Origin of the sequence: Halomonas qaidamensis (assembly GCF_025917315.1) — a bacterium.
GTDB lineage: Bacteria > Pseudomonadota > Gammaproteobacteria > Pseudomonadales > Halomonadaceae > Vreelandella > Vreelandella qaidamensis.
In genome coordinates this window covers 39,042-52,854 of sequence record NZ_CP080627.1, presented here as the reverse complement: position 1 = coordinate 52,854, position 13,813 = coordinate 39,042, and the positions used below count along the sequence as shown (strand labels likewise).

Genomic DNA, 13,813 nt, shown 5'->3' with positions numbered 1-13,813 from the left:
GCGTAGCTAACTATTTCCTAACAGGTACCCCACTATGAAGCACTCTTCTATAACGACATCGGCGGCTCCACTGGCCATGTTTGATATATGGAAAGCGGGGTTAATGGCATTTGAGCTATGGAGTTCCTCGCTCACTACGATCGCTATGCGCCAACAAATGTGGCAAACACAGCCATTTTTTAGCCCCTCCATGATGCGTGAAAACCAACGTATGGTGAGCGAAAAAATGGAGGCCAGCGCAGAAGCAGGCCTTGTTATGCAAAAAACATTAATAAATGCAATGAGCGGTCAGTATGCACCTTGGTGGGTGACTAGCCAAAAAGCCATGAAGCCCTACCACCGCCGTAGCAGCGCTAATTCACGACGCTTATCACGCTAATCGTATTAGCCGTTATCGTTGTTACTCTTCTGCTCACTCTCACCGTTTTCGATGGCATCTTCAGCACTACCGGTGCCTCCAGTGCCTCCCTCAGTGTCTTCTTCATCACTATCGTTACTTTCAGCGTCGCGGTTGTTCGCGGCGTCGTTGGTAGCGGGTTCATCGCGCTGAAGTGCGCCTGCCTCAATACCGTACTTTTCCTCTAATGCCGCGTCATCTAACGCCTCATGCTGCGTATCATCTGAATCTGACGTTTCGGCTTGTGCTTGCACTGACATCAGTAGGGATGTGCAAAAAGCAATTGAAAACACCCAAGGTGTAAATCGCATCAAGGCTCTCCTTTTTTTATGGTTATCTCAGCTTAGTCTAAACACGTCCTGCTACCAGTGTTGTCGCTTTAAAAAGCCATTTTTATCCTAAGCAATAGAGATGCATTAGTCAGTCATTAACCAAAGCAATTTGGCATAAACCTATAAAAAATTATCAAACAGTGTTCACAAAGAGCGAGGAATCTCGTTCAATAGCAGATGTCGGCTTAAACTAACACGGGTAGCGCGTAAGACGCTGCAAGGAATGACAATGCCGCTTCCACTTTTGCTGTTTGACTGTGATGGCACCCTCGTCAATAGTGAACCACTTTTAGCTGAAGAAATGGCTATTGGGCTCAATTCGGTAGGCTTACCTTTCAAATCCACCGATTATCTGGGGGAATTTCGAGGTGCTCGCTTTCGACGAATTGTGGCAGAGTTACAGCAACGCTATGGTAATGTCGATGAAGATCAATTAGCTAGCATGGAACAGACGATGCGCACTAGCCTAGCTAATCGGCTAACAAGTGAACTAGAGGCAATTCCTGGCGCACGTGAATCCCTTGAGGTATTGCGTCATTATCCAAGTGCCGTGGTATCCAATGGTCCAGAAAGTAAAATTCATACGGCTTTAAAGGCCACCGGCCTAGCCGACTACTTTGGTAAACGCTTGTTTAGCGGCTATACCGCTAACTGTTGGAAACCCGAACCCTGTCTTCACCTCCATGCAGCTAGTATCATGGGTTTTGCAGCAAAAGACTGCATTGCCATTGATGATGCCCTTGTGGGTATTAGAGCAGCCCTTCAAGCTGGCATGACGGTTATTCACTTAAACCGCTATCCAGATGCTGAAACTACGCCTGAAGGCGCTATTATGATCAGCAACATGTACCAATTGCCTGCAGTTGTTGAGCGCCTTACTCATGAAAAGTGGCAAATGCCAATGCCTCAACATTCAATAGAGAAATAAGTATGGCTTCATTACGTGACCAGCTCGGCGGCCTTGTGTACTCAACAGAACAAGGCAAAACTTGCCCTAGCTGCCGTGAGTCTATCGATCACTGCCGCTGTGAAGATACCAGTGAGCAAGCACGCATTGCTGATTTAGACGGCATTGTGCGGATCCGGCGTGAAACCAGTGGTCGCAAGGGAAAAGGCGTGACTACTATTAGCGGTATACCGCTCCCCACCACGGAGTTGAAGGCGCTTGCTAAAACATTGAAGAAACGCTGCGGTACTGGGGGTGCAGTAAAAGATGGCATTATCGAGATTCAAGGCGATCACCGAGAAACACTGCAACATGCACTAACCTCATTAGGCTACCACGTTAAATTAGCAGGTGGCTGATACACCTCTGTGATGGCGCTCTGTCTTGAGACCGCGCGCTAAGGGCAAGGCACTGCAATGAATTGGCTAGAATACCTGCTTCCACTCATTTTTCTATTTCCCATGGCGGCTATGGGTGGCATTGTTTTAGCATTGCGTAGCCTCCACGATGCGCGCGTTCAGTCTCCCTTTAACGCTCCTTTACGTGAACCAGGCCAGGCCCTGCGTCATCGCCTCGACCAAGCTTTTTCTAGCCTTTTTTTAAACGGCGCGCTCGGCCCCATCATTAGCCTGGCCCCTCTCGTGTACGGCATGGGGCGTATGCTATTTGTAGAAAAACAGGACTGGGTAGAGTGGGCATTATATGGCTTACTTAGCACGCTATTAGTGCTAGCGTTTTCACTGCTACTTGTCCGCGATTATCAGCGTATCCGCCGTCTTAAACTTGGCTTAGCTTGCGAGCTAGCTGTCGGTCAGGAATTAGAGCGCATGGTGAGGCCGGAAGCCCACCCCTACTATGTCTTCCACGATGTTCCCACTGATAGCTTTACTATTGACCACGTCGTTGTCACACCACACGGCGTCTTCGTGGTAGAAACGCGAGCCCGAGCATTAGCGATTGGTAGCGATGGGAAAGAGCTTAATAGCGTAGCCGTTGAACGTGAGCGGCTGCGTTTTCCTCATTGGCAAGAACGCCGTCCACTTCATAAAACGCGCCAGGGCGTCAATTGGTTGACTCAGTGGTTAGAGTGTCGCTGTGGTATACCCGTGCCTGTACGAGGCGTATTGGTGTTACCAGGCTGGGAGGTTGATACTAGCGAAGCCGCCCCCGACATATTAGTCGTAAGCGGTGAGCAGCTAGCCCGTCAGTTAACCGAACTCACCCCTGGCCAGATGAGCGATGCCATTCACGATAAGGTGATTCATTTATTAATTGAGCGTGCACGTATTATGGAACTCAAACACTTACGCCAACCCTCTGTCTGAAAGACTAATCACCGCGTAAGCGACCGCCCATTTCTTGTGCAAGATCGACAGCATAGTGATCGGTCATACCGCCAATAAAATCTAGCATACGCCGATAGCTATCATAGAGCGTCCAGGATTGCAGTGGCGTATTTTCACCAATCAATGCCAAAACACGTTGATGTTTAAATGAGCTATGGCCTGTGTGATGTAATTCATTAGCAGCACCTATAAATGCTTCTAGTAAAATTCCTAGCGTTGTGTAGGCGCCAATTTCCAACTTGGCTTTACGCTCATTTTGAAAAATGCGTTCACGAGCCAACTGCTTTGCAGCTTGAACCCCCCATCCCAAATCAGGATGACACAGCTCTAACAAATCCTGGCCTAACGTGCCGCTGAGTAATGCTTGCTCATGCTGCACAAAGACAGCTCCCACATCATTAACTGCACGCTCCATGGCAGCACCGCGCAGTAACGCAATTCGACGCCGCTGAGATACTTTCCGCCTCTCCATCTCAGCGTATTCTGGAGGAAATTCACCGGCTATCTGGCGCAATATTTCAACCACTTCCTCATAGCGAAGAATCCCCATCTCTAAGCCATCTTCTAAATCAAGCAGGGCGTAGCAGATATCATCTGCCGCTTCGACAAGCCAGGCAAGCGGATGACGACACCAGCGTTGATCTCCCTGGGGAAGAAGCCCGACAGCCTCAGCCACTTCTTTTAACAGCGCCTGTTCAGACTGGTAGCAACCAAACTTACCCGCACGCCCGCTGTAGCGTACCGTCCAGGGATATTTAAGTAGAGTACCTAACGTAGCGGCAGATAACCGCATACCACCATTAAACTGGTTGTATTCAATTTGTGTAATAACACGGAAGCCTTGGGCATTACCTTCATACGTCAGTAAGTCTTCACGCTCTGCGTCAGACAGACCATCTAGCAAGCCACTTTTTTGAGCACGCTGAAACCAATCACGAATCGCATATTCACCAGCATGGCCAAAAGGGGGATTACCAATATCATGTCCTAAACACGCCGTTTGGACGATCACCCCTAAATCAGCGGGTGTAATCCAACTAGGCAGTCGATCCTTTAATAACTCGCCGACAATCATACCTAGCGAACGACCAACACAGCCAACTTCAAGTGAGTGAGTTAAGCGTGTGTGAATATGATCATTTTCTGTCAGCGGATGAACCTGCGTTTTTCGCCCCAAACGCCTAAAAGAACCCGAGAAAACAATACGATCATGATCTTTATGAAAAGGGCTTCGACCGATTTCATGAGTCGCTTCACGCACACTACCAGGGCGTTTATCGTGAAGACGTTGAGGGGATAATAACTGGTCCCATTGCATCTGTGTCATAGCGTTCCTCCGTGAGAGCAACATTTTGACATAAAACTAAGCAAGATAACCGCCTTCAACCTCAAGACATGTGTGCAGCGACAACCACCGCTACACACATGTCATATGATAGTGACACGCGCCATTGATCAGATAATTTTTAACGCTCGATAGATGGGTAACCGCTCATCTAGAAAATCTCTGGCCTGACGCTCAAGCTCGACCAAATTTTCATTCTCATCCGAAATTGGCTTACCCTCTTTAAGCAGACATTTGTTTTGAGACGCTAAAATACGCCACGTAAAAGCAGCTAACGTTTTAGCATCATCGCCGCCCTCTAACGAGGCAAGCAGGAAAAACTGATGAAAAAGCGGGACAGCAATACCACCTCCTGTCACAGGACTTGCTAGATAACTCAACTCTGTTGTGCTTCTTGACCGACTCATTAAAAAACGATTGAGTTGACCAGTCTTGGACGCTACTTTAGCAATATCATCGTCAGATTGGGCAGGCAAAATAATACCTTTTGATGCAAGTATGGCGATTGCACTGTTAAATGCAGAGCGCCCCACCCCGTGCTCTGCTGCAACCTGCCAAAGCTCTGATACAAATACAGGTTGATAGGATGAAAGCATCTCTAGTAGTGGCGTATAAATATTGCTAGGCAAGTCAAAGTTACCCAGTCGCCCAGCGATTTTTAGCTGTACGTCCTTACGTGGCACTCCCATAATCACACGAAGACCACCTAACATTTCATCTTTATCAAGCTCACTTAAACGGCGTGCCCCTTTTACCCAGTAATCGGTACGAAATTGACGATTCTCACAAAAATCACGCACCGACTGGCGAAATAGCGGGTTAGGAATGTTATTAATTAAGGCCTGTTGCTCATTGGTTAACTGAATACTCTCAATGGCATCTGCATATCTCGCACTACAAGCCCAGTCCATTTTAGCTGGCTCTAACCAACGCGCCATTTTGGCAAATGCCATTGGCTCCCAATCACGGTTAAAGTATTCGTGGGCCACATAGTTTTTATTATCTTGCTTAATTTTAGCCAGACGATTTTTTATCTGGGGGTTAGCATTGCAATACTCAGGGTTCACAGCGACCAGCTTATCAGCAAACGCAATGGCATCATCAATACGTGAAATGGTGCCTGCTCCCTGGGCGCTCATAGTATCAGCATACTCCGCTAGCAAGTCACGCATTGGTACCATTGCCGCCCAACCTGGCTGAGTGTTATAGCTGATATATAGCACGCCTCCTACTCTTAGTTTTCGTCGGATAAAATCAACGATCACCGCACGGTTTTCATCCGAAATCCAACTCCATATACCGTGAAGACCGATGTAGTCGAACTCAGGCAAATTGTCACGCTGACAAAAATCACTAAAGGCATCATCGTACAGCTTAGCGTCTGCACCGCTAATAGAAGACAACTCCTGAGCAAACGCCGCTTGATGGGGATTAAAATCGGTCCCGTACCAATTTATTTGTGAGGCGGCCGCATGAATATTGGTGCTAATACCCTGGCCAAACCCAAGTTCACAGGCATTAATAGTGTTAGGCGGCCGAATACCAGCATTGATAAACCCTAAAGCAATGCGCAAAGGATTAAGCTCAGCGTAATACCCATAGGTATAATTAATATCTGCTACGTATCCCGATGTCCAATCCGACATAACACCTGCTCCCAAGCGATGGCGTATAGTTCAAATTTTTAAACTAAGTCTTTAAACGAAGTCGTTTACCATCAGGATTTTAGAAACAGTCAGGAAACATTATTATGGCGCCCTTACCACTGCCACAAACTCTGACAATGACCCACACCCTGATACAAACGCTATTGCTAGATACTTGATAGTGAAGTATTTAATTCCATGGGTCTACTGAAGAGATAGCGTGAAGTTTTAAGGATTGTTAAGCGATTATGTGTATAAATAACTTCGCAAGTATTTTTTGCTATTTATTCGCCTACGTCCCCTATTGAATGACTTACTTTCAAGTATGAAAAACCCCAGCCCTAGGGGATTTTTTCGAATCAGTAACTGACGATGACTCCCCCCAGCCCTCCGAGCCGCTCTTGTCATTCCCGCAGCCCCTTGGCGGGAATCCATGTTGAGTTGGGGTTTTGGGCTGCTGCAAGCCAAGGTCAAGGTGGATTCCCGATAACCTCACTCGGGAATGACGGTGCAGTGACTCGGCAATGACGTACGGTGCACGCGTCGGGAGGGGGCCACGTTGTTAGAGAGGGCTAGGGGTGTTTTTTCTTTCTGAACGCAAAAAACCCAGCCGGGTGGCTGGGTTTTTTGTTTAATAAGTGCCTGACGATGACCTACTCTCGCATGGGGAGACCCCACACTACCATCGGCGCTAAGCGGTTTCACTGCTGAGTTCGGCATGGGATCAGGTGGTTCACGCTCGCTATGGTCGTCAGGCGTAACAGGTAATGCATATCATGCTAACAGTGTTTTGTGGCGTCTCTTTCGTCTTAAGCCTGTCGTGTATTACGGTGGGCTTAATCCGCGTATCCGGTTTTCTAAGTGTTGTCACACTCGTTTCGTTATCACTGCGACCAGACCCCTTGGGTGTTATAGGGTCAAGCCTCACGGGCCATTAGTACACGTTAGCTCAACGCCTTGCAGCGCTTCCACACCGTGCCTATCAACCAGCTGGTCTCGCTGGGCCCTTCAGGAGGCTCTAGGCCTCAGGGATGTCTCATCTTGAAGGGGGCTTCCCGCTTAGATGCTTTCAGCGGTTATCCCGTCCGCACATAGCTACCCGGCAATGCCACTGGCGTGACAACCGGAACACCAGAGGTGCGTCCACTCCGGTCCTCTCGTACTAGGAGCAGCCCTTCTCAAACATCCAACGCCCACGGCAGATAGGGACCGAACTGTCTCACGACGTTCTAAACCCAGCTCGCGTACCACTTTAAATGGCGAACAGCCATACCCTTGGGACCGACTTCAGCCCCAGGATGTGATGAGCCGACATCGAGGTGCCAAACACCGCCGTCGATGTGAACTCTTGGGCGGTATCAGCCTGTTATCCCCGGAGTACCTTTTATCCGTTGAGCGATGGCCCTTCCATACAGAACCACCGGATCACTAGAACCTGCTTTCGCACCTGCTCGACGTGTCTGTCTCGCAGTCAAGCACCCTTATGCTCTTGCACTCACTGCACGATGTCCGACCGTGCTGAGGGTACCTTCGTGCTCCTCCGTTACTCTTTGGGAGGAGACCGCCCCAGTCAAACTACCCACCACACACTGTCCTCGATCCGGATAACGGACCTGAGTGAGAACGCCAATGATGCCAGGCTGGTATTTCAAGGTTGGCTCCGCTCGAACTGGCGTCCGAGGTTCAAAGCCTCCCAGCTATCCTACACAGGCAACATCAGCGTCCAGTGTGAAGCTATAGTAAAGGTTCACGGGGTCTTTCCGTCTAGCCGCGGGTACACCGCATCTTCACGGCGATTTCAATTTCACTGAGTCTCGGGTGGAGACAGCGTGGCCATCATTACGCCATTCGTGCAGGTCGGAACTTACCCGACAAGGAATTTCGCTACCTTAGGACCGTTATAGTTACGGCCGCCGTTTACCGGGGCTTCAATCAAGAGCTTCGGCCGAAGCCTAACACCATCATTTAACCTTCCGGCACCGGGCAGGCGTCACACCCTATACGTCCGCTTGCGCGTTAGCAGAGTGCTGTGTTTTTACTAAACAGTTGCAGCCACCTGGTATCTTCGACCGGTTCGGGCTTGGAGAGCAAGTCTCGTCACCCTACGCCGGCGTGCCTTCTCCCGAAGTTACGGCACCATTTTGCCTAGTTCCTTCACCCGAGTTCTCTCAAGCGCCTTGGGATTCTCACCCTGACCACCTGTGTCGGTTTGGGGTACGGTCGCACATGATCTGAAGCTTAGAGGCTTTTCCTGGAAGCGTGGCATCAATGACTTCCTGACCGTAGTCAGTTCGTTTCGTGTCTCGGCCTTAGAGCATCCCGGATTTACCTAGGACACCAGCCTACTCACTTTCACCAGGACAACCAACGCCTGGCTCACCTAGCCTTCTCCGTCCCCCCATCGCAATCATGTCCGGTACGGGAATATTGACCCGTTTCCCATCGACTACGCCTTTCGGCCTCGCCTTAGGGGCCGACTCACTCTGCTCCGATTAGCGTCGAACAGAAACCCTTGGTCTTCCGGCGAGGGAGTTTTTCACTCCCTTTATCGTTACTCATGTCAGCATTCGCACTCGTGATACCTCCAGCGAACTTCTCAATTCACCTTCATTGGCTTACACGACGCTCCTCTACCGCTCATCCAGAGGATGAACCCGTAGCTTCGGTACCTGGTTTAGCCCCGTTACATCTTCCGCGCAGGCCGACTCGACTAGTGAGCTATTACGCTTTCTTTAAAGGATGGCTGCTTCTAAGCCAACCTCCTAGCTGTCTGAGCCTTCCCACATCGTTTCCCACTTAACCAGGATTTCGGGACCTTAGCTGACGGTCTGGGTTGTTTCCCTTTTCACGACGGACGTTAGCACCCGCCGTGTGTCTCCCACGCTTGCACTCGCCGGTATTCGGAGTTTGCCTCGGGTTGGTAAGTCGGGATGACCCCCTAGCCGAAACAGTGCTCTACCCCCGGTGGTGATACGTGAGGCGCTACCTAAATAGCTTTCGAGGAGAACCAGCTATCTCCGAGCTTGATTAGCCTTTCACTCCGATCCACAAGTCATCCAAATCTTTTTCAACAGATCCTGGTTCGGGCCTCCAGTTGATGTTACTCAACCTTCACCCTGCTCATGGATAGATCGCTCGGTTTCGGGTCTATATCCAGCGACTGTGTCGCCCAGTTAAGACTCGGTTTCCCTACGGCTCCCCTAAACGGTTAACCTCGCCACTGAATATAAGTCGCTGACCCATTATACAAAAGGTACGCAGTCACAGAACAAGTCTGCTCCTACTGCTTGTACGCACACGGTTTCAGGATCTATTTCACTCCCCTCTCCGGGGTTCTTTTCGCCTTTCCCTCACGGTACTGGTTCACTATCGGTCAGCCAGGAGTATTTAGCCTTGGAGGATGGTCCCCCCGTCTTCAGTCAAGGTTTCTCGTGCCCCGACCTACTCGATTTCACATGATCAGATTTTCGACTACGGGGCTATCACCCGCTGCGGCCGAGCTTCCCAGCTCGTTCGTCTAATCAGTCACATGCTTAAGGGCTGGTCCCCGTTCGCTCGCCGCTACTAGGGGAATCTCGGTTGATTTCTTTTCCTCAGGGTACTTAGATGTTTCAGTTCCCCTGGTTCGCCTCTTACGCCTATATATTCAGCGTAAGATACTCATCTTATGATGAGTGGGTTTCCCCATTCAGAGATGCCCGGGTCACAGGTTGTTTGCCACCTCGCCGAGCCTTATCGCAGGCTACCACGTCTTTCATCGCCTCTGGCTGCCTAGGCATCCACCGTGTGCGCTTCATTGCTTGACCCTATAACCCGAAGGAGTCTGGGGTTCGCAATGATAACGATTGCCGGATACGCTTGAGACGTATCACAAAACAATTACGTATAAACACTTCAAAGAAGCGTTTATGTCAGCATGATATACATTGTTAAAGAGCGACTGCTATGCGCAGTGATAAGCGGCTGCTTTTTTCACGTTAAAAAAAAGAAGGGTCTTTAAAACAAAGCTCTTTAAAAGAACTCTTTAAAAGAACTCTTTAAAAAAAGATCTTTTCTCTTTTTTCAATAGGAAGAAAACGCTTATCACTGCGTATCAACAGCATTCTGATCAGGTAATTCATTGTGAGCGCTTACCGCGAGGGATGATGCATCGTTTAAGGAGGTGATCCAGCCGCAGGTTCCCCTACGGCTACCTTGTTACGACTTCACCCCAGTCATGAACCACACCGTGGTGATCGCCCTCTTGCGTTAGGCTAACCACTTCTGGTGCAGTCCACTCCCATGGTGTGACGGGCGGTGTGTACAAGGCCCGGGAACGTATTCACCGTGACATTCTGATTCACGATTACTAGCGATTCCGACTTCACGGAGTCGAGTTGCAGACTCCGATCCGGACTGAGACCGGCTTTTCGGGATTAGCTGACTCTCGCGAGCTCGCAACCCTTTGTACCGGCCATTGTAGCACGTGTGTAGCCCTACTCGTAAGGGCCATGATGACTTGACGTCGTCCCCACCTTCCTCCGGTTTGTCACCGGCAGTCTCCTTAGAGTTCCCGGCATTACCCGCTGGCAAATAAGGACAAGGGTTGCGCTCGTTACGGGACTTAACCCAACATTTCACAACACGAGCTGACGACAGCCATGCAGCACCTGTCTCTGCGTTCCCGAAGGCACCAAGTGATCTCTCACAAGTTCGCAGGATGTCAAGAGTAGGTAAGGTTCTTCGCGTTGCATCGAATTAAACCACATGCTCCACCGCTTGTGCGGGCCCCCGTCAATTCATTTGAGTTTTAACCTTGCGGCCGTACTCCCCAGGCGGTCGACTTATCGCGTTAACTTCGCCACAAAGTGCGCTAGGCACCCAACGGCTGGTCGACATCGTTTACGGCGTGGACTACCAGGGTATCTAATCCTGTTTGCTACCCACGCTTTCGCACCTCAGTGTCAGTGTCAGTCCAGAAGGCCGCCTTCGCCACTGGTATTCCTCCCGATCTCTACGCATTTCACCGCTACACCGGGAATTCTACCTTCCTCTCCTGCACTCTAGCTTGACAGTTCCGGATGCCGTTCCCAGGTTGAGCCCGGGGCTTTCACAACCGGCTTATCAAGCCACCTACGCGCGCTTTACGCCCAGTAATTCCGATTAACGCTTGCACCCTCCGTATTACCGCGGCTGCTGGCACGGAGTTAGCCGGTGCTTCTTCTGCGAGTGATGTCTTTCCTAATGGGTATTAACCACTAGGCGTTCTTCCTCGCTGAAAGTGCTTTACAACCCGAAGGCCTTCTTCACACACGCGGCATGGCTGGATCAGGGTTCCCCCCATTGTCCAATATTCCCCACTGCTGCCTCCCGTAGGAGTTCGGGCCGTGTCTCAGTCCCGATGTGGCTGATCATCCTCTCAGACCAGCTACGGATCGTTGCCTTGGTGAGCCATTACCTCACCAACTAGCTAATCCGACATAGGCTCATCCGATAGCGGGAGCCGGAGCCCCCTTTCTCCCGTAGGACGTATGCGGTATTAGCCTGGGTTTCCCCAGGTTATCCCCCACTACCGGGTAGATTCCTATGCATTACTCACCCGTCCGCCGCTCGTCAGCATCTAGCAAGCTAGATCTGTTACCGCTCGACTTGCATGTGTTAGGCCTGCCGCCAGCGTTCAATCTGAGCCATGATCAAACTCTTCAGTTTAAAATCATTGTGATGCTTACTCGTCATCCAACAACATAATGTTGACGAACAACAAAAGCGCATCAAACTTGGCTCAAGGTTCAAACGAATTCATTTCAATTTACATTGTCATGACCGCTTGCCTTGATATTTGGTGATTTATCACCCTCATCGGCAAGCGCCCACATGAATTACCTGATCAAATTGTTAAAGAGCTGTTTCGCTGCGAGGCTGTCTTATCAGCCGGCTAACCGATGAACTGGTTTGCCTCAGCGAGGAAGGCGTATTCTACGCATTTCCTGGTGTTTGTCAATCACTGTTTTCAGTGAGTGAAGCGAGCGGGTTAAGAAAGCGAGATAACGATGCCTTCTCTTTTATTGCGCTAACTTCCTGACAAACCGAAGGTTTTCACCTTCAATCACCGCTGGTAACGCTGTGCGTCCCCGGCAGCGGATGCGTACTCTACGGATTCGCTGCCGTCTTGGCAAGGCCTATTTATAAATAAGTGCAAAAAAGTTTTAAGATGGGCCGTTGTGCGTTTGAAAGCGCTTCGACGGCACTCTCTAGACGGTTACACTTACCCTAGCTTTATAGCACGTAACGCCCACTCCATTTTGAGGTCCGTGATGAGCCAGCACCTATTAACTGTCGATTCATTACAGCGCGAAAGCGTTGACCACCTGCTACGCGTAGCAGCGCGTATGGAACCTATTGCCAGTCGCCGCCAAATTACTCGGGTGCTGGAAGGTGCTGTGCTTGGTAATTTGTTCTTTGAGGCGAGTACACGCACGCGCGTGAGCTTTCATGCCGCATTTTGCCGCTTGGGGGGAAGTGTGTGTGACACCACTGGCTTTACCTTCTCTTCTATGGCCAAGGGTGAGTCGCTGTACGATACCAGCCGTGTGATGAGTGGTTACTGCGATGCGATTGTTATGCGCCACCCCGATCAAGGGTCGGTAGCGGAGTTCGCGGCGGCCACTAATGTGCCGGTAATAAATGGTGGCGATGGCCCTGGTGAACACCCAAGCCAAGCATTGCTGGACCTCTATACAATTGATAAAGAGTTTCAGCGGCTGGGTAAATCGCTTAGCGGAGCGCATATTCTACTGACCGGTGATTTGAAATATGGCCGCACCGTGCATTCGCTGATCAAGTTACTATCTCTTTATGATCCGCTGCGCATTACCCTGGTATCTCCACCGGGTTTAGAAATGCCGACCGCCCTGATTGACCTAGTGACATCTCGCGGGCATCGCGTTGAGCAGCGCGATTCACTGGCTAGCGACTTCTCAGACCTAGACGTGGTGTACACCACGCGTATCCAGAAAGAGCGCTTTACTGATGAAATGAACGAGAGCTTTCAGGGGCTTTCTGACGACTTTATGGTGAACCGTGACTTTCTTGATCAGCGCTGCAGCCAGAGCACCATTGTCATGCACCCACTACCCCGTGATAGCCGCCCAGGCGCTAATGACCTAAACGTGAACCTTAACGGAGACCCACGTTTGGCGATTTTCCGCCAAACCGATAACGGGATACCGATGCGTATGGCCATTTTTGCCACACTCTTAAAGGTAGATGAACTGATTGAGAAAGACCTGCGGCCAGTACGCTGGTTTGTGCCATCACAGGTCGGCACGCTAGACCGTTAAGACACGGCATCAGATTTAATGGGTGCTTCGCCCACCGGGCAGTCCTTCCTGGTGGGCAAACCAGCCTTCTAGAATAAGCACGGCAGCAATGCCATCAACGCTCTCTTCTCGGTAATTACCACGATGCCCTGCAGCATGGGCAATCTGCTTCGCTTCGCGAGTGGAGCCACGTTCGTCGACCATTTCACAGGGCTTACCATAGCGCCCATGCAGGCGGTTGCCGAACTTACGTGCCCGCGTACTCATCGCTGATTCAGTGCCGTCCATATTCAGCGGCAAGCCAACGACAAATAGATCAGGCTGCCACTCTTCTACTAACCGTGTGACAACGTTCCAGTCAGGAATGCCATCTCGAGCGGTTAGCGGCGTTAGCTCGCGTGCACTATTCAACAACTCGTTGCCTACCGCGACGCCAATACGCCGAGTACCAAAATCAAATGCGAGTATTAGCCGTTGCCCACGTTCAGCCATGAAACTCAACC

General features: G+C 50.4%; 9 protein-coding genes and 3 rRNA genes. 5 read left to right on the top strand and 7 right to left on the bottom strand.

All coding sequences use genetic code 11. The features are described 5' to 3' along the window. Positions 1-34: 34 nt before the first annotated feature. On the top strand, positions 35-379 hold the full coding sequence (locus K1Y77_RS00235) for a hypothetical protein (RefSeq protein WP_030074315.1): 345 nt from the start codon (positions 35-37) through the stop codon (positions 377-379). A gap of 5 nt (positions 380-384) precedes the next feature. Here K1Y77_RS00235 and K1Y77_RS00230 read toward each other — a convergent pair whose 3' ends face one another. Continuing rightward, positions 385-708 carry a hypothetical protein gene (locus tag K1Y77_RS00230; RefSeq protein ID WP_030074314.1) on the bottom strand — a complete coding sequence of 108 codons (324 nt, stop codon included), beginning with the start codon at positions 706-708 and terminating at the stop codon, positions 385-387. Between the two features lie 250 nt (positions 709-958). On the opposite strand from K1Y77_RS00230, the gene K1Y77_RS00225 reads away from it, so the two are divergent. Genes K1Y77_RS00225 through K1Y77_RS00215 form a run of 3 tightly spaced genes read left to right on the top strand, consistent with a single transcriptional unit; the run spans position 959 to position 3,000 of the window. Next, the gene (locus K1Y77_RS00225) at positions 959-1,657 is read left to right on the top strand and encodes an HAD family hydrolase (protein WP_030074313.1); all 699 of its coding nucleotides are present in this window, start codon (positions 959-961) and stop codon (positions 1,655-1,657) included. A 2-nt stretch (positions 1,658-1,659) separates the two neighbouring features. Next, positions 1,660-2,034, top strand: coding sequence for a translation initiation factor Sui1 (locus K1Y77_RS00220; protein ID WP_030074312.1), 375 nt, complete (start codon positions 1,660-1,662; stop codon positions 2,032-2,034). A 57-nt stretch (positions 2,035-2,091) separates the two neighbouring features. After that, entirely contained in the window at positions 2,092-3,000 is a 909-nt protein-coding gene (locus K1Y77_RS00215) for a nuclease-related domain-containing protein (protein ID WP_030074311.1), read from the top strand. Between the two features lie 4 nt (positions 3,001-3,004). On the opposite strand, the gene K1Y77_RS00210 is transcribed toward K1Y77_RS00215, so the two are convergent. The 5 genes from K1Y77_RS00210 to K1Y77_RS00190 all read right to left on the bottom strand — a co-directional run bounded on the left by K1Y77_RS00210 (position 3,005) and on the right by K1Y77_RS00190 (position 11,700). Continuing rightward, the gene (locus K1Y77_RS00210) at positions 3,005-4,348 is read right to left on the bottom strand and encodes a deoxyguanosinetriphosphate triphosphohydrolase (protein WP_030074310.1); all 1,344 of its coding nucleotides are present in this window, start codon (positions 4,346-4,348) and stop codon (positions 3,005-3,007) included. Positions 4,349-4,476: 128 nt separating this feature from the next. Beyond that, complete coding sequence (locus K1Y77_RS00205; protein ID WP_264429741.1) at positions 4,477-6,012, bottom strand: class I SAM-dependent methyltransferase; 1,536 nt, start codon at positions 6,010-6,012, stop codon at positions 4,477-4,479. Positions 6,013-6,652: 640 nt separating this feature from the next. Further along, positions 6,653-6,768, bottom strand: a 5S ribosomal RNA gene (rrf, locus tag K1Y77_RS00200). A 157-nt stretch (positions 6,769-6,925) separates the two neighbouring features. Next, positions 6,926-9,818, bottom strand: a 23S ribosomal RNA gene (locus tag K1Y77_RS00195). A gap of 349 nt (positions 9,819-10,167) precedes the next feature. After that, positions 10,168-11,700 (bottom strand): 16S ribosomal RNA (locus K1Y77_RS00190). Together the 16S, 23S and 5S rRNA genes form the textbook arrangement of a ribosomal RNA operon. A gap of 605 nt (positions 11,701-12,305) precedes the next feature. Between K1Y77_RS00190 and pyrB the strand changes: the two genes are divergently transcribed. Beyond that, positions 12,306-13,331 (top strand): aspartate carbamoyltransferase, encoded by a 1,026-nt coding sequence (gene pyrB / locus K1Y77_RS00185; protein WP_264019048.1) that lies wholly within the window; start codon positions 12,306-12,308, stop codon positions 13,329-13,331. A gap of 15 nt (positions 13,332-13,346) precedes the next feature. On the opposite strand, the gene ruvX is transcribed toward pyrB, so the two are convergent. Beyond that, entirely contained in the window at positions 13,347-13,802 is a 456-nt protein-coding gene (gene ruvX, locus K1Y77_RS00180) for a Holliday junction resolvase RuvX (protein WP_030071731.1), read from the bottom strand. Positions 13,803-13,813 lie beyond the last annotated feature (11 nt).

Bases quoted from the DNA above. Each gene is read 5' to 3' on its own strand.
- K1Y77_RS00220 (WP_030074312.1), top strand. From the start codon at position 1,660: ATGGCTTCATTACGTGACCAGCTCGGCGGCCTTGTGTACTCAACAGAA.
- K1Y77_RS00230 (WP_030074314.1), bottom strand. From the start codon at position 708: ATGCGATTTACACCTTGGGTGTTTTCAATTGCTTTTTGCACATCCCTA.
- K1Y77_RS00210 (WP_030074310.1), bottom strand. From the start codon at position 4,348: ATGACACAGATGCAATGGGACCAGTTATTATCCCCTCAACGTCTTCAC.
- ruvX (WP_030071731.1), bottom strand. From the start codon at position 13,802: ATGGCTGAACGTGGGCAACGGCTAATACTCGCATTTGATTTTGGTACT.
- K1Y77_RS00215 (WP_030074311.1), top strand. From the start codon at position 2,092: ATGAATTGGCTAGAATACCTGCTTCCACTCATTTTTCTATTTCCCATG.
- pyrB (WP_264019048.1), top strand. From the start codon at position 12,306: ATGAGCCAGCACCTATTAACTGTCGATTCATTACAGCGCGAAAGCGTT.
- K1Y77_RS00235 (WP_030074315.1), top strand. From the start codon at position 35: ATGAAGCACTCTTCTATAACGACATCGGCGGCTCCACTGGCCATGTTT.
- K1Y77_RS00205 (WP_264429741.1), bottom strand. From the start codon at position 6,012: ATGTCGGATTGGACATCGGGATACGTAGCAGATATTAATTATACCTAT.
- K1Y77_RS00225 (WP_030074313.1), top strand. From the start codon at position 959: ATGCCGCTTCCACTTTTGCTGTTTGACTGTGATGGCACCCTCGTCAAT.